The organism is Bacillus sp. FSL P4-0290 (assembly GCF_037975435.1).
Lineage (GTDB): Bacteria > Bacillota > Bacilli > Bacillales > Bacillaceae > Bacillus > Bacillus subtilis.
On the sequence record NZ_CP150253.1, the window covers coordinates 3,086,729 to 3,102,625 of the forward strand.

Genomic DNA, 15,897 nt, shown 5'->3' on the forward strand with positions numbered 1-15,897 from the left:
AAGAAAGAGCTGCATCAGCCAGCTCTTTCTTTTTGCATGTTGAGTGTTCTCAGCTTTTTAGTTATGACCCCGTTTGCAGGTGAAAACAAAAAGGCGCTTGCATAACATACACCTGTCATGGCCGCCATCGCTCCTGAAATCGAAACATTAAGCCACGTTGCGAAGAAATAGCCCATGACCGCCGACAGCCCGCCAATCAACGCGCTGAGAATCAGCATATAAAGAAGCCGGTCTGTCAGCAAATGTGCCGCAGCCGGCGGAACAATCAGCATGGCCACAACCAATACGGCACCCACCGAATCAAAGGAAGCAACAGTCGTCAAGGACAGCATGCCCATTTGCACGTAATGAATGAGCAAAACCGGTATTCCCAAGGCTAAAGCCATTTGAGGATCAAACGAAGCGATTTTAAACTCCTTATAGCACACACTGATCAACACTACGTTTAAAACCAGAACAGATGCCAGCATCCAAAACGCTTTCGGCCCAATATCAACCCCGAATACCGTCACCGTATTCCACGGCACAAAAGCGATTTCTCCCATTAACGAGTGCTCAATATCGAGATGGACATTCGCTCCATACACAGAAAGCAAAATAACCCCGATTGCAAATAAGGATGTAAACACAACTCCTATGGCAGCATCTGATTGAACCCCCTTGCTATGAAGAAGCTGAACCAAGAAAGCCGTTAACAGACCGGTTGCGGCTGCGCCAATAAACATATAAATCCCATCGAGACTTCCCGTCACTAGAAAAGCGCCGACAATTCCAAGCAACACTGTATGACTGATTGCGTCGGCCAGCATCGCCATGCTTCTCAGTACAAGAAATGTGCCGATCAATCCGCAGCTTACACCGACTAATACACCGGTAGCTATAATCCATGCTTCAAAACTCATTCGCGATCTGTCCCTTCTCGGCATCATGAGACACTTTTCGACGCTCAGGCATCCGTCCATACAGCTTTAAGAGTGAATAAAGCCGCTCTCTCGTTTCTCTCGGTAAACGGTCCGGGTCAAAGTAGTCCTGATCGGATTCTATATTGGCAAGTTCCATTTCATGCATGAGATACACTTCATACATCCGCTGCTTCAAAGCTGTGTGATAGCCTTTTTCAATCCCTTTGCTTGTGATTTGCCAAATCCCATTTTCGATACGCTCAATGCACCTCTCTTGTTCCAAGTCATTTAATGCCTTAAGGCATAATGAAGGGGATAGGCGTCTTTTCTTTCTTACACTTTCAACAGTTACACAAAGATTTTTCTTTTCATACTGTTCATAAATCGCCAAAAGCACTTGCTCCCTGCTTGTTCTGCGCCGCAGCCTCATCAGCCTTATGGCTTTAGCAGCCAATCCCCGCTTAGGCGCGCAAATCATTGAAACAAGAAAGAGCAGCGTTGCAGATAAGATCATTAATGGCCCTGTCGCCATTCCCTTCATCGTGGTGCTAAGCAGGGTTCCGGCCGCGCCGCTGACCCCGCCTGTAATCCCGGCAATGACGATCATCCCGGTTAACCGTTCGGTCCAATATCTCGCGGTTATGGCAGGTGTAATCAGCATAGCCGCCATTAATATCACACCAACAGTCTGAAGCCCAATGACGACAGCACAGACAATCAGACAAGCCAAAAGCCCGTTTAAAAAACGCACCGGGATTCCTAATCCCTTTGCAAACGCGAGATCAAAAGTAATCAATGTAAATTCCTTAAAGAAAACAATACATAGGAGCAGTAGAACAGCGGATATCCCTGCAATAAGGATGATATCCTGCCTGACCAATGAAGCAGCCTGGCCGAATAAAAAAGAATCAAGCCCGCTTTGGCTTCCCGCCCCCTGTTGCTGAATATATGTCAGCAGAATGATCCCGACGCCAAAAAACACAGAAAGAACAATCCCGATCGCCGAGTCCTCCTTTGTTTTTGAAAGCCGAGGAATCAGCTGAATACAAAACGTTCCGAGCAGTCCGGCGAGCGCTGCCCCCAGCAAAAAGAAAGGCAGTGATTTTTGCCCGGTGAACAGAAAAGCGAGACACACTCCCGGCAGAGCTGAATGGGCCATCGCATCGCCGATTAAACTTTGCTTTCTCAGCAGCACAAAGCTGCCCAAAACACCGCTTGCCGTCCCGAGCAAAAGCGTACCGGCCAGCACCCACTGTGTATTCGGATGCTGAAGCTGCAGCCACAAACTTTCAAACATTGCGCTCACTCCTTATGTCCTTCTGCCAGCACTTTATCTTTTAAAAACGTAAGCCTTCCTCCATATGTTTTTTGCAGGTTTTCGATCGTAAAAACGTTTTCCGCTGGTCCGAAAGCGATTTTTCTTAAATGAAGCAGTAAGATCCAATCGAAATAATCCTCGGCGGTCTGCAGATCATGATGGACGACAAGCACGGTTTTTCCTTTTTCTTTGAGTTCTGCCAACAGCGTCATAATCGCGCGCTCCGTCGCTGCATCGACACCTGCAAACGGTTCATCCATAAAATAAATGTCAGCGTTCTGGCAGAGTGCCCGGGCAAGAAACACCCGCTGCTGCTGTCCGCCTGACAGCTGGCTGATTTGCCTCTTTGCATAATCAAGCATCCCGACTTTTGTTAATGCGGCCTTCGCCATCTCCACATCCGCTTTCTTTGGCCTCTTTAATAAACCGATTCTCCCGTATCTTCCCATTAGGACGACATCGAGCGCGCTTGTGGGGAAATCCCAGTCAACCGAGCCGCGCTGCGGAACATATCCGATTCTGGTCCGCTGATCCTTATAGTCTTTGCCGTAAATAGAGATGTCTCCGGAAGTACGGGGCACAAGACCGAGAATCGTTTTGATCAAGGTTGATTTTCCCGCGCCGTTTGGGCCGATAATGCCAATAAGTTTTCCTTCCGGTACCTGCAGCGAAATGTCCTGCAGTACAGGCTTTTTATGATAAGCAACCGTCACATTATCAAGCTCAACAGGGAACATATCCTCCACCTCTTTTCTTTATTTAAGCGCTTTAGTAATCGTGTTGATATTGTGGCGGAACATTCCTTCGTATGTGCCTTCTTTTGTGCCCTTTTCACCCATGGCATCCGAATAAAGCTGACCGCCGATTGTGACTGTATGGCCTTTTTCTTTAGCGCCTTCCACCACTGCATTGATTGATTTTTCAGATACACTGCTTTCTACGAACACAGCTTTTATTTGTTTTTCTGTCAGAAGATCAACCAGCTCCTGAACATCCCTTAATCCATAGTCCGAATCTGTGCTGAGTCCCTGCAGGCCTTTTACCTTAAATCCATACTCATTCCCAAAGTACGCAAACGCATCATGAGCAGTCACAAGCACACGGCTTTTCTCCGGAATATGTGCGATCTCTTTACGCGACCACTTATCTAAATATTGCAAATCTTCTTTGTACTCTTTGGCATTTTTCCGAAAGGCATCTGCGTGCTGAGGCATTGCTTTGCTGAATTGCGCTTCAATTTCATCCACCGCATAGATCCATAACGGAATGCTGAACCAGACGTGGGGATCAAACGTCTTGCCTTCCCCCGCGGGAATAAGCTTATTTTTCGGAATGGCCTCAGCTACTGCCGTCGCTTGTTTTTGTTCGCCGATTTTTTGGAGGACATCCTCCATTTTCCCTTCCAAATGCAACCCGCTGTACAGAACAACATCGGCAGACATTAATTTTTTCGTATCACCTTGGGAAGCTTTGTAGAGGTGCGGATCAACCCCCGGTCCCATTAAAGAGGTGACTTTTACATGCTTACCTCCGATGTTTTCTGCTGCATCGGCAATTTGAGATGTTGTCGCTGTCACTTGTAATTGCTGATCAGCGCTTTTTCCGGCTGAATCCGTTCCGCATCCCGTTAACGCAAAGGTCGCAAAAAGCACTGCTGCCATCAGCCCTCGTCTCATATTTCTCCTCCTCTTTGCCATCAATGTCCGATTGTTTTATCTTATGTTGTCAGTTCTTAGACATGTGACATTAAATTAGCCAAAAGCATGTTTTATTTACACAGGACAAAAAGTTTCCCTTATGCAAAATTATCGCGTTTGGCCATTTTTGTCAAGCTGATTTACATAAAAAAACCGGCTGGGTCAGCAGCCGGTCCAAACGAGAAGGGATGTATTCAACGAACACTTTTACTGTAACAGCACAGTGTCATTTATTCAAAATAGCAAAATGCTTTTTTCTTAACCATGCTGTGTGAAAACATCCATTTTGGTCACATATTTTCGCATAATATCTTGGTTTACCTCAACCCCTAAACCAGGCTGTTTTGACACAGAAATAAATCCATTATCAATACGAATATCAGGAGTTACAATATCTTCATCCCAATAGCGTGAGGATGAAGATATATCGCCAGGTATTGTGAATTGAGGCAGTGAAGCAAGCGCCACGTTCTGCGCTCTTGATATGCCTGTTTCCAGCATTCCTCCGCACCAAACCTGCATATGATGCTCTTTGCATAAATCATGAATTTTTAAGGCTTCTGTTAAGCCGCCGACACGAGAAGGTTTTATATTAATAATTTTGCAGCTTCCTAGCTCAATCGCCCGTCTCGCATCATCAACTGAACAAATGCTCTCATCAAGGCAAATGGCCGTTTTCAAATGTTTCTGCAGGTGGCGGTGGTCAACGATATCGTCAGCTTGGAGCGGCTGCTCAATCATCATTAAATGATAGTCATCAAGCTCCTTTAAACGGCTGATATCCTTCAGTTCGTAAGAGGAATTGGCATCGGCCATAAGCGGGATGTTTGGGAATCGGCTGCGGATGGCCTTGACCAATTCCACATCCTGCCCAGGCTGAATTTTAATTTTTATTCTTTGATAACCTTCTTTTTGATAGCTCTCAATTTCCTTCAGCATATCGTCAAGAGGCGCCAGGCCGACTACCACCCCGGCAGGGACTTTATCTCTTGTTCCGCCCAATGCCTCAGCAAGGGATACGCCCTTCTTTTTGGCATAAATATCCCATACAGCCGATTCAAGTCCCGCTTTTGCCATCCGGTTTCCTTTATACCGCGCCAGGCTGTCCGGCACTTCTGAAGGGTGATTGAATTCACGGCCGACGACATTTGGGATAAAAAAATCTTTTAGCATATGCAAACATGTTCCAATGGTTTCCTCGGTGTACCAAGGCGAAGAGAAAGCGGAAACTTCTCCCCAGCCTGTGACACCTGATGTATCAATGGCTTCCACGATCAGAAATTTACGCTCTTGAAGCGTTTCGATACTGTTTTTAAACGGTTTCTTTAAGTTCATGCTCAAATGGTAAAGCGTGATTTTTTCTATTTCGATCATAGCAGTTCTCCTTTACGCGCATCCTTCAGCTGATTTCGCAAGAGCTTATTAGACGCATTGCGCGGCAGGCGGTCAAGCACAAAGAATTTTGCCGGAATTTTATACTTCGCCAAGCGTTCTTTGCAGTAGTCAGTCAATTCTCCTGCGCTCACAGGCTTGTGAAGGACAAGATAGGCGTGAGGCACTTTCCCCCATTTTTTGTCCTCAGCCCCTGAAACCCCGGCTTCGGCCACAGCGGGGTGTGAAAGCAGTACTGACTCCACTTCGGCCGGATAAATGTTTTCTCCGCCGGATATGATCAGATCTGAACGTCTGTCTAATACATATAAAAAGCCTTCATTGTCCAAATAACCAAGATCACCTGTTTTCAGCCAGCCATTTTGAAAGGAGGCTTCGTTTGCGCTCTCCCGGTTAAAATAGCTTTTCATGACATTCGGGCCTTTGACCATGATTTCACCGTGTTCATACGGTTCACATACCTGTCCGTCCCGCTCTATTTTGATTTCACATAAAAACAGCGGTTTCCCCGCAGATCCGAGCTTTTCCATACTGAATTCCGGCGACAGGGTAACAATTTGTGAGCATGTTTCTGTCATTCCATATGACTGAAAGACAGGGAATCCTTTCTCACGGCATTCCTCAAGCAATGGCAGAGGTGCAGGGCCGCCGCCGAGAAGAATGCATCTGATGGATTCAGGGCAGCGGCTTGTTTCTTCCAAAAGACTGGCCAGCATAGTCTGCACCGCAGATATCATTGTCACTTCATGCCTGTTGATAGAATTCAGCACATCGCTTACGGAAAAACGCTGGTGAAGCACGACAGTCATTCCATAGATCACAGATTTAAATAATGCGGACAATCCGCTGATATGAAAGAGCGGCAATGCGATAAGCCAGCGGTCTTGTTCTGTTATACCCAAATTAAGAGCGGACGACACCGCACTGAAATAATGGTTTCCGAACGTTTGCTGAACTCCCTTGGGCTTTCCTGTCGTACCCGACGTATACATCAGCGTTGCCGTTGCATCCATTTGCATATAAGCCTGGATCTCAATTTCCTCTGCTGCTTCTTTCATCAGTTCATCCACATCAATCGTTTGAACGATGTGTTCATATTCTTTCTTCTCAAAGCTTGAATCTGTCAATAAAAAGCCGGATCCCGAATCCTCCAGCTGAAACAGCCTTTCATGTGTTGACAGCTTCGTATTCAAAAGCACCGCCTTAACACCAAGCAAAAAACAAGCGTGAACAGCGTATACCATTTCTGCACGGTTTTGGAGCAAAATAGCTGCAGTATCCCCTTTCCGAACCGAATGAGCGGCAAGCTGTTCCGCCATTCGTTTAGACGCGGCAAACAATCCTGCAAATGTCACGGTTTGGTCTTCATAGATGAGAGCGATTCTCTCAGGTGTCAGCTGTGCCCGCTGCATGAGCCAGTTGGGCTGTTCTGTCAGCATGTCATCATCTCCGAGGTAAAATGTCTGTATTGAAAAGAAAACAGCTTGGACCGCAAAGTCTCAAGCTGTTGGTTTACTAGGTATTGCTGATCACGGAAAACGAGGGAACTGTCCGAAATCAGGTTTGCGTTTTTCCTTAAAGGAATCACGGCCTTCTTTTGCTTCATCTGTTGTGTAGTAAAGAAGGGTAGCATCCCCTGCAAACTGCTGAATTCCAGCAAGTCCGTCTGTGTCCGCGTTAAACGCAGCTTTAAGAAAGCGCAGTGCGGTCGGGCTTTTTTCAAGCATTTCTTCACACCATTTAATCGTTTCTTCTTCAAGCTGTTCCAAAGGAACGACTGTGTTGACAAGACCCATGTCCAGTGCTTCCTGTGCGTTGTACTGACGGCATAGGTACCAGATTTCACGTGCTTTTTTATGTCCTACAATTCGAGCCAGGTAGCCAGAACCGTAACCTGCATCGAAGCTTCCCACTTTAGGGCCTGTTTGTCCAAAAATTGCGTTGTCCGCAGCAATTGTCAAGTCACATACGATGTGAAGCACATGGCCTCCGCCGATCGCATATCCGGACACCATCGCAACAACCGGTTTCGGGATGACGCGGATTAAACGCTGAAGATCCAATACGTTAAGACGCGGGATCTGGTCGTCTCCTACATATCCACCGTGGCCGCGCACTTTTTGGTCTCCGCCAGAACAAAATGCCTTGTCCCCTGCACCGGCAAGCACGATAACCCCAACGTTTTGGTCGTCTCTTGCGTCAGCAAACGCATCAATCATTTCAGCAACCGTTTTAGGGGTAAACGCATTATGTACCTCAGGTCGGTTGATTGTTATTTTTGCAATGCCATTATACGTTTCATACAATATCTCATCGTATGTCCGTTTTGTTTTCCATTCAGCCATATGATGACCTCCTTTTATTCTCTATGTGAATGAGTCAGATGCTTGTCAAAAACTCACTCACTATTTTACCAAACAATCGCGGCTGTTCCACATGGACCGTATGTCCTGCTTTTGGAACAATCTCTATTCTACTAGAAGGAAGCATCTTATGCACCTCTTGATTGATGGCGCAAAATTTTTCGTCCCACTCCCCGCAGATAAGAAGCACAGGAACATCTATTTCCTCTACACGGCTCCACAAGGAAGGCTGTGAACCGGTGCCCATGCCGGTTAAACTGTTCGCAAGCCCAATCTTATTGTTCCGCAGACGGCCCGATCGTATCCTGTGCCGAATATCTTCAGCCAGCCTCTGCTGAGATGAAAACAAAGGGATATTCTCCCAATACGCAACAAACGCTTTGAGCCCGTCTCGTAAAATAAAATCAGCAAGCTTCCGGTCCCGCATGATTCGTTCCCGCCGTTCCCCAAGTGTTTTGAGCCCCGGCGTCGTGCTTTCAAGCACAAGTGCCGATACCCGCTCGGGATATGTCATCGCGAAAGAGTAAGCAAGCCTTCCTCCCATAGAATACCCAATCAATTTCACTTTGTGAAGTTTTAATTGATCAAAAATCTCGGCAAGGTCAGAAACTTGCCGGCTTATGCTGTATCTTTTCCCATTCAGCGGGGCATCGGTTTCCCCATGCCCTAAACAATCAATTTTGATCAAACGGGAATCAGGCAGCATTTCATCAAGAAAAGTCCATGATTGTTTGCTGCCGGTAAACCCGTGCAGACAGACGACGGCTTCGGAAGCATTCGGTCCCCCGTCTGCCACTGCATATCGGACACCATCTGATACCGTTATGTTTACAGTTCCCATTGTTTTTTCACTTCCCGCACAGCCTCATTCAGCATATCGCGATGAAGCTGGACTCTTGATTGGCGATCCGTTTTGATTTCAATCAAATGGAGTCCGGGCTTGTCTGCCTGCGGCGCGTAAGCTGTTTTGAATTCATCCCAAGAAGCCGGGCATGAATACGTTCCGCCGTAAAGTGCAGCCGCATGCTTGAAATCGAGCCCTGTCGGTGTGCCGAACAAATCTTCAAAGTGTGTCTTTTCAGAAGCCTGCGGCAAAAAGGAGAAAATCCCTCCTCCGTCATTATTGACAAGAATCACAGTAAGAGGAATACCCAGCTTTTTGGCCGCCAGCAGGCCGTTTAAATCGTGATAAAAAGATAAATCTCCAATCACAAGGGTAACAGGCGCTTTTGTTCCTTCACATACCCCCATGGCAGAGGAGACGACACCGTCTATCCCGTTTGCTCCCCGGTTTGAATAAATCCGGAAAGGGCGGTCCTGCTTTTCAAAAAACGTATCAACATCCCTGATCGGCATGCTGTTTCCCACAAACAGCGAGCTGTTTTCAGGCACAAGATGCTGAAGGATTCGATAGAGATTGCCTTCAAACGAAACATCTTCACTGCTGATTGTTTGCAGATGCTCGCGGAACCGCCCATTGACAAACTGCCACTTTTCCAGCCACTCTGAGGATCTGGCAGCAGCAGTAAGGCCTGCCATGATCTCCTCAGCAAAAACAGACGCATTACAATGAATCATATGCGCGCTTGCCTGTGTCGGGTCTCTCCACCCTCCATCCTCATCAATCACGATTTGCTGAATCGCCGGATCATCCTTAAGCCATAAGAAAACCGGTTTTGAAACAGGCATCGGTCCAAACCGAATGACAACATCAGGACGGAGTTTCCGCTTCAGCTCATCATCTTTTAAAAACGAATCATACGCATCAATAACAGTGCTTTTATCATGAACACCATTCCGCAGATTAGACAGCGGATCTGCTAAAATTGGATACTGAAGCGCTTTTGACAGCGCAATAATGTTTTCCTTGTCCGCATCACTATGGAGCTCTCCGCAGACGATCATTCCTTTTTCAGCCTCTGCGAGCATCTCAGCCACATCAGACAGGGACTCTCGGTCAACAGACTGCGTACCCGTTTTCACAGACACATGACGGCCTGTTCTCATTCTTCCAAACGGCTCATCTGAAAGATCCGGCATCAGCGGTTCGCGCAGCGGCACATTCACATGGACAGGCCCCATTGGGCGCTTTTGTGCTTCTCCGGCAGCGCGGCTTGCCAGCGTTCGGATGTATCTCAGCATTTGCGGAGACTCTTCAGGAAGAGCAGAGTCTGTGAAAAACTTAACAAAGTTACCGAATAAGAAGTGCTGATTAATAGCCTGCGGTGCGCCTACTTCGCGCAGCTCATGAGGCCGATCAGCAGTTAACACAATAATAGGCACCCTTGAATAATGGGCTTCAACCACAGCCGGATAAAAGTTGGCCGCGGCTGTTCCAGATGTACAGATCAATAGTACGGGACGCTGCTTCGCTTTTGCCAAACCTAAGGCAAAAAATCCGGCAGACCTTTCATCAATTTGGACATGGACGCTGATATCGGGATGCGCAGCACAAAGAACAGCCAGCGGTGTAGATCTTGAGCCCGGACAAACGACGGCGTCCGTAATTCCGGAAAGGGCGAATTCATCAATAAAACTTCCGATGTAATGAGTAATCGGGTTGACTGTCAACGCCTCTCACCTCCTAATGCAGAGATCATCGGCTTCAATTTAATCTGTGTTTCTTCATATTCCGAGATTGGTTCCGAGTCTTCCACAATACCGCACCCGGCAAACAGCCTTGCTGTGCTTCCTTCGATGAGCCCTGAACGAATGGCGACCGCGAATTCCCCGTTATCCTGGCTGTCAATCCAGCCGATAGGGGCCGCATACCAGCCGCGAGACATCGGTTCAATCTCCCTGATCACGTCAACAGCTTTTTCCTGAGGTGCTCCCCCAAGCGCCGGAGTGGGATGCAGCTTCTCAATTAAGTCAAAAATCGATGCAGACTCGCGCAGCTGTCCGACAATCGGCGTAAACAGGTGCTGAACGCTTTTTGTTTTGTACAAAACAGGTCCATCAGGCTTTTCAACCTCTGAACAGCTTGATACAAAAGCATTATGAATCATACCTACCACAATATCATGCTCAAGCAGGTTTTTCTCATCGTTTAATAATTCAAGGCCTATCCGGCGGTCGTCTTCTTCATTCACGCCTCGTTTAATGGAGCCTGCCAGACAGGAAGACATGACAGTGCCGCCGTCTCTTTTGATCAGTCTTTCCGGAGACGCGCCGACAAAAGTTTTGCCTTCTTGTTCAATTGCAAAAACATAGCTTGTCTGCTGATCGTCCAGAAGCGTTTTAAGCACCGGTTCAATTTGGATTGGACCGTCAAACGTGAGCAGCAGCTCTCGGGCAAGAACAACCTTATCATATTGTTTCTCTTTAATTTGGCTTGTGGCCGTTTCGATTGCTTTCAGCCAATCATCCTTATCCAGCTCTTCGGCTGCTGCAATCACAGCCTGATCTTCTTGCTTGAAATCGGGAACCATAAATTCCGCCGCAAAAGCTTTTAAACCTTCTAAAACAGCTTCTGCGTCTTCTCCTCCGCTTACCCATCTGTTAACTGTTAAGAACGGGCCTTCAGCAGTCATCGTCAGCATAAGCGCAGGCACAAAGAAATCCCCTTCCGAGAAATGGTCCCATTGTGAACCTCTTTCTTCGCAAGGGTCAAAAGAAAATCCTCCGAATAACACAGGTCCCACTGCAGAATGCTGCAGCTTTTCTTCTTCATAAATATGAAAAGCCGTCTTTTTAAAGCGCTCCCATTGTTCAAAAACCTCACGATACCGCTCGCTGTTTTTTTGATTTGTCTGGAAAACCGCTTCTTTGCCAAGACCGACTATTGTCAATTCACTTTCAGGATCTGACCAAAAAAATCGATTGCCTGTATATTTTTTTGCTCCGTAATTGAAAAATGATAGAGGGTCAAGAGACTCGATTTGTCTCGAATAGCTTATTAAGACAGCATGGTTGACTTCTTTGGCTTTATGTAATGCATGTAGAACTTCCTTTCGGAACGTACGCTGCACCGTTGTCACCATGAGACATTCCTCCATAATCCTTAAAATGCTTTTAATACCATACACCTGTGTCTCCTTTGTGTCAAACACAGATCATGCAGTCCAAATGGCCTGCCTTACCTATTATAAACCTAATTTCAGAAATGAAAAAGAAACAAAGCTTAAATTTCTTTCTCCACTGATAGCAAAGGTTGTATCCGCTTACCATAAAAGGAAAACCTCCTATATTCCTCCACCCGCCATTTATGAAAGTTCTCAGGCGATCTGTTCATACTAAAGGTATGCATCACAGAGAAACGAGGCGATCACATTGCTTACGAAAGAACAGCTTCAGCATTTAAAAAATGAACTGGAACAAACGAAAAAAGATATCTTAAACCGTTTCAAAGACAATGATCATTTTCAGCTTAACTCAGCCTTTCCTTATGATTCGTGGGGTGAGCTTTCGGCATACGACAACCATCCCGGCGATCAGGCGACAGAACTTTACGAGCGTGAGAAAGACATCGCTCTAGACTTGCATGAGAGAGAGCACCTTCGGGACATTGAGCATTCATTGAAGGCGATAGAAAACGGTACTTATGGCATTTGTGAAGTCAGCGGAAAGGAAATCCCTTTCGAACGACTTGAAGCGCTTCCGACTGCCACAACCCTCGCGGAGTATTCGTCACAGGACGTGGTTTCCAAAGACCGTCCGATTGAAGAAGAAACACCATTCGGGCAATTTGAATTTGATGATGATGAAGAAATCAGAGCGCCATATGACAGTGAGGATTCCTATCAGGATGTCGAAAAATATGGGAACTCACAAACGCCGCAGGATATGGAAAACCCTCCGCTCAGCTATGATGATATGACGATGAATGCCGAAGAGAATATCGGCAATACGGAGTCTTACGAAAATTTCATCGCTACAGATATCACTGGGAAAGAAATTACCGTTTATCAAAGCAGAGCCCATGAGCGCTATGAAGAAGAACTTGACGAAGAGGGAATCATGACCACATTCGGCGATCTCCACGCTGATTGAACCCCCGATTATTGGGGGTTCTTTTCCGTTTTCAGCATATCGTAAATCAGCTTCAGATAATCCTTTTGCAGGCCGATGTCATACCGCTCGCCCTCTAGCAATTTCCCGTATACGGTACATGCCCCGAGCGAAGCTTTTATCGCATCCGTTACCTGCACTTCTCCTCCGCTATCAGCTTCTAATGCCTCCAGCTCATTAAAAATATCTGGTGTGAAAATATAACGCCCTGCTGCGGCAAAATGAGACGGAGGGTTTTGTTTAGGCTTTTCCACAATATCCTGTATGCGATAAAGCCCTTTTTCAACAGGCTCCCCTTTTATCACCCCGTAATGATGTAAATCCTCCGTTTTTGTTTCTTTTAAGCCGATCACACTGGACTGATATTTCGTATACGCTTCAATCAGCTGCCCCAAAGCCGGCTGATTGGCGGAAAAAATCAGATCATCTGGCAAAACGACGGCAAAAGGCTCTCCGCCTGCAAATTGCTTTCCGAAAGAAATGGCGTCGCCAAGACCCTTTGCATAAGGCTGCCGCACATAGTGAATCCGTATATCCGGAATGGGATGCTCTCTAAGTAAATGCAGTTTATTCTTAGAGGCCAAAAAAGCCTCAAGTGCCAAAGAGGAATCAAAATAGTCGACAATCAGATTTTTATGGCTCGATACAACCATCAAAATGTCCTCAATGCCTGACTCCTTTAATTCTTCAACAAGATAATGAATCACAGGCTTAGATCCTACCGGAAACATTTCTTTCGGAATCACCTTCGTCACCGGCAGATTTCTCGTGCCGAATCCGCCTGCAGGAATAATCGCTTTTTTTATCATGGTATTTTCCCCTCAGCTCATGTTTATTACATGATATTCCAAGAGCGCATCCCGATGTTTGTACATCTGAAATTAGGCGGAAGCAACTGGGCAGAAAGCGGAATCACGAACCAGCCCTTTTTTAATAGGATATTGATATATGACCAGTAATCTTGTAAAGGAGCTCAGGTGATGAAAATTTGTGTGGTTGGCGCCGGGTATGTCGGTTTAACCCTATCAGCGGCACTGGCATCCATCGGACATGACATGATATGCACAGACAAAGACGTCAAAAAAATCGGGCAGCTGAAAAAAGGAGTCATTCCCTTTTACGAGCCTGGGCTTTCAGATGCAATACTTCGTTGCGGCAATCTCTCGTTTTCTTCTGAAGTGAAATCGAGCATGGAGGAATGTCCCGTTATTTTTATCGCAGTCGGAACTCCGCCGCGTTCGGACGGATCAGCTGATACGAAAGCCCTGCAGTCCGTCATCGGTGATTTAAGCGAGGCGATCCGATCGTATAAAACCATTATTACGAAAAGCACTGTTCCGCCCGGGACAAATGAAAACATAGCAAAACAGCTGATTGCCTCCGGAGTATCTAAAAACCTCTTTAATATCGTATCCAATCCGGAGTTTCTGCGGGAAGGCAATGCCTTATATGACATGCTGCATCCTGACAAAACAGTCATCGGTGTTCAGGAAGAAGATCACGTATCGGCAGCCATCGTCAAATCCATTTACAAACACATTGATACCCCTTTTATCGTTACAAGCTTAGCGGGAGCAGAGCTGATCAAATATGCCAACAATTTCTTTTTAGCGGCCAAAATTTCGTTCATTAACGAAATGGCCCGCATATGTGAAGCCTATCAATCAGATATCTCAGATATTTCCCGCGCTATCGGTCTAGACCCAAGGATCGGGAAGCACTTTTTGCAGGCAGGCATCGGATACGGAGGCTCTTGTTTTCCAAAGGATCTGCAGGCGCTGCAATTTGCTGCCCAGGAAAAAAACACGGAGACCTTCCTGCTCCGGGCCGTGCAGCACATTAATGACACCCAGCTTGGCCTGTATATCAAAAAAATACAGTCATTCTTCGAAACACTTCAAGGCAAGAAAGCGGCTGTACTCGGCATTTCCTTCAAACCGAATACTGATGACATCCGGAATTCTCAGGCTGTCAGACTGATGGAAAGGCTGGCGGAGCTGGGATGTGATGTTCATGCATATGATCCTGAAGCTGTACTTCCAGAACATTTGCGGCAACATGTAACTCAGCATTCTCAAGCTTTTGATGCGATCGAAGAGAGTGACTTTTTATTTTTGGCGACAGAATGGTCTGAGTTTTTAGCGTTTGATTGGAAAAAGGCTGCAGATATCATGAAAGGGCGTCTTGTGATTGACGGACGCAACGTACTAAAAAAAGAACTGATCGAGGCTTGCGGCCTGATCTGTACGGGAGTTGGCCGTCCATGAAAATACTCGTCACAGGAGCAGCGGGCTTTATCGGCTCCCACCTCTGCGAAGAATTACTAAAAGATAAGAAACATAACGTTATCGGAATCGATGACTTTATCGGTCCTACTCCATTTTCCTTGAAATTAAAAAACCTTAAAAACCTGCTGCCGGAAAAGCGATTTACGTTCATAAAGGAAAATCTGCTGACAGCCGATCTTGCTCCCTTACTGGAAGGAGTGGACGTCATCTTTCATTTGGCGGCCATACCGGGTGTCCGCTCAAGCTGGGGCAATCATTTTCACCCATATGCCGCACATAATATCCAGGCGCTCCAAAGGCTCCTCGAGGCGTGCCGGGAACATTCTATTCAAACGTTCGTCTTTGCATCCACCTCTTCCGTCTATGGCGAAAAACAAGGAAAAGTCAGCGAAAACACGTCGCTTTCTCCTTTATCTCCGTACGGGGTAACAAAGCTTACGGGAGAAAAGCTTTGCCATGTGTATCAACAGAGCTTTGGCATTCCAATTGTGATTCTCCGTTTTTTTACCGTATACGGGCCAAGACAGCGGCCGGATATGGCTTTTCACCGGCTCATTAAGCAGCACCTTCAGCAAAAGCCGCTTACCATTTTCGGTGATGGGCAGCAGTCAAGAGATTTCACTTATATCGGCGACTGTGTCAAAGGCATCACCGCTGTTCTTGGGAAACCCCACCTTATTGGTGAAACAGTAAATATCGGCGGCGCAGAGCGTGCCTCAGTCTTAAAAGTTGTCTCCCTCATTGAGGATATTTCCGGCAGAAAAGCAACACTGCACTTTTCGGACAAAATAGCAGGGGAACCGAGCAACACGTGGGCGGATATTTCAAAAGCAAAACAGCTCTTGCATTATGATCCCGCCACATCCTTAAAGGATGGCTTGACCAACGAAATCGCCTATTTATCGTCGCTGTATCAGGGGGAATAAA

14 protein-coding genes are annotated in these 15,897 nt (G+C 46.5%); 3 read left to right on the forward strand and 11 right to left on the reverse strand.

What is annotated here, in order from left to right; translation table 11 throughout:
• Window positions 1–14 precede the first annotated feature (14 nt).
• The 10 genes from mntD to MKY10_RS16250 all read right to left on the reverse strand — a co-directional run bounded on the left by mntD (window position 15) and on the right by MKY10_RS16250 (window position 11,655).
• Window positions 15–902, reverse strand: a complete 888-nt coding sequence (mntD, locus tag MKY10_RS16205; RefSeq protein WP_003229067.1) for a manganese ABC transporter permease MntD — start codon at window positions 900–902, stop codon at window positions 15–17.
• A complete protein-coding gene (mntC, locus tag MKY10_RS16210) occupies window positions 892–2,199 on the reverse strand; it encodes a manganese ABC transporter permease MntC (RefSeq protein WP_015251384.1) in 1,308 nt (435 codons plus the stop codon). Before mntC ends, mntD begins: the two co-directional genes overlap by 11 nt.
• Before the next feature lie 5 nt (window positions 2,200–2,204).
• The gene (gene mntB, locus MKY10_RS16215) at window positions 2,205–2,957 is read right to left on the reverse strand and encodes a manganese ABC transporter ATP-binding protein MntB (protein ID WP_033884535.1); all 753 of its coding nucleotides are present in this window, start codon (window positions 2,955–2,957) and stop codon (window positions 2,205–2,207) included.
• An 18-nt stretch (window positions 2,958–2,975) separates the two neighbouring features.
• The gene (gene mntA, locus MKY10_RS16220; protein ID WP_113712811.1) at window positions 2,976–3,896 is read right to left on the reverse strand and encodes a manganese ABC transporter substrate-binding protein/adhesin MntA; all 921 of its coding nucleotides are present in this window, start codon (window positions 3,894–3,896) and stop codon (window positions 2,976–2,978) included.
• Window positions 3,897–4,175: 279 nt separating this feature from the next.
• Complete coding sequence (gene menC, locus MKY10_RS16225; protein ID WP_003229057.1) at window positions 4,176–5,291, reverse strand: o-succinylbenzoate synthase; 1,116 nt, start codon at window positions 5,289–5,291, stop codon at window positions 4,176–4,178.
• Window positions 5,288–6,748 carry an o-succinylbenzoate--CoA ligase gene (locus tag MKY10_RS16230; RefSeq protein ID WP_015251381.1) on the reverse strand — a complete coding sequence of 487 codons (1,461 nt, stop codon included), beginning with the start codon at window positions 6,746–6,748 and terminating at the stop codon, window positions 5,288–5,290. Before MKY10_RS16230 ends, menC begins: the two co-directional genes overlap by 4 nt.
• A 90-nt stretch (window positions 6,749–6,838) precedes the next feature.
• A complete protein-coding gene (gene menB, locus MKY10_RS16235) occupies window positions 6,839–7,654 on the reverse strand; it encodes a 1,4-dihydroxy-2-naphthoyl-CoA synthase (RefSeq protein WP_003229054.1) in 816 nt (271 codons plus the stop codon).
• Window positions 7,655–7,688: 34 nt separating this feature from the next.
• Window positions 7,689–8,513 carry a 2-succinyl-6-hydroxy-2,4-cyclohexadiene-1-carboxylate synthase gene (gene menH, locus MKY10_RS16240; protein ID WP_015251380.1) on the reverse strand — a complete coding sequence of 275 codons (825 nt, stop codon included), beginning with the start codon at window positions 8,511–8,513 and terminating at the stop codon, window positions 7,689–7,691.
• Entirely contained in the window at window positions 8,501–10,243 is a 1,743-nt protein-coding gene (gene menD, locus MKY10_RS16245) for a 2-succinyl-5-enolpyruvyl-6-hydroxy-3-cyclohexene-1-carboxylic-acid synthase (RefSeq protein WP_015251379.1), read from the reverse strand. The genes menH and menD overlap by 13 nt, the downstream gene beginning before the upstream one ends.
• Window positions 10,240–11,655 (reverse strand): isochorismate synthase MenF, encoded by a 1,416-nt coding sequence (locus MKY10_RS16250; RefSeq protein WP_015251378.1) that lies wholly within the window; start codon window positions 11,653–11,655, stop codon window positions 10,240–10,242. The genes menD and MKY10_RS16250 overlap by 4 nt, the downstream gene beginning before the upstream one ends.
• A 289-nt stretch (window positions 11,656–11,944) precedes the next feature.
• Between MKY10_RS16250 and MKY10_RS16255 the strand changes: the two genes are divergently transcribed.
• Window positions 11,945–12,664: a yteA family sporulation protein gene (locus MKY10_RS16255; protein ID WP_003229046.1), complete on the forward strand. Its 720-nt coding sequence runs from the start codon at window positions 11,945–11,947 to the stop codon at window positions 12,662–12,664.
• 8 nt (window positions 12,665–12,672) lie between these two features.
• Here the strand turns inward: MKY10_RS16255 and MKY10_RS16260 are convergent, their stop codons facing one another.
• Window positions 12,673–13,491 carry a UTP--glucose-1-phosphate uridylyltransferase gene (locus tag MKY10_RS16260; protein WP_003229044.1) on the reverse strand — a complete coding sequence of 273 codons (819 nt, stop codon included), beginning with the start codon at window positions 13,489–13,491 and terminating at the stop codon, window positions 12,673–12,675.
• Between the two features lie 171 nt (window positions 13,492–13,662).
• Here MKY10_RS16260 and MKY10_RS16265 point away from each other — a divergent pair, with 171 nt between their 5' ends.
• Both MKY10_RS16265 and MKY10_RS16270 read left to right on the forward strand, forming a co-directional pair.
• Entirely contained in the window at window positions 13,663–14,949 is a 1,287-nt protein-coding gene (locus MKY10_RS16265; RefSeq protein ID WP_004398478.1) for a UDP-glucose/GDP-mannose dehydrogenase family protein, read from the forward strand.
• Window positions 14,946–15,896, forward strand: a complete 951-nt coding sequence (locus MKY10_RS16270) for an NAD-dependent epimerase/dehydratase family protein (RefSeq protein ID WP_015251377.1) — start codon at window positions 14,946–14,948, stop codon at window positions 15,894–15,896. Before MKY10_RS16265 ends, MKY10_RS16270 begins: the two co-directional genes overlap by 4 nt.
• The last annotated feature ends 1 nt before the right edge of the window (window position 15,897 follow it).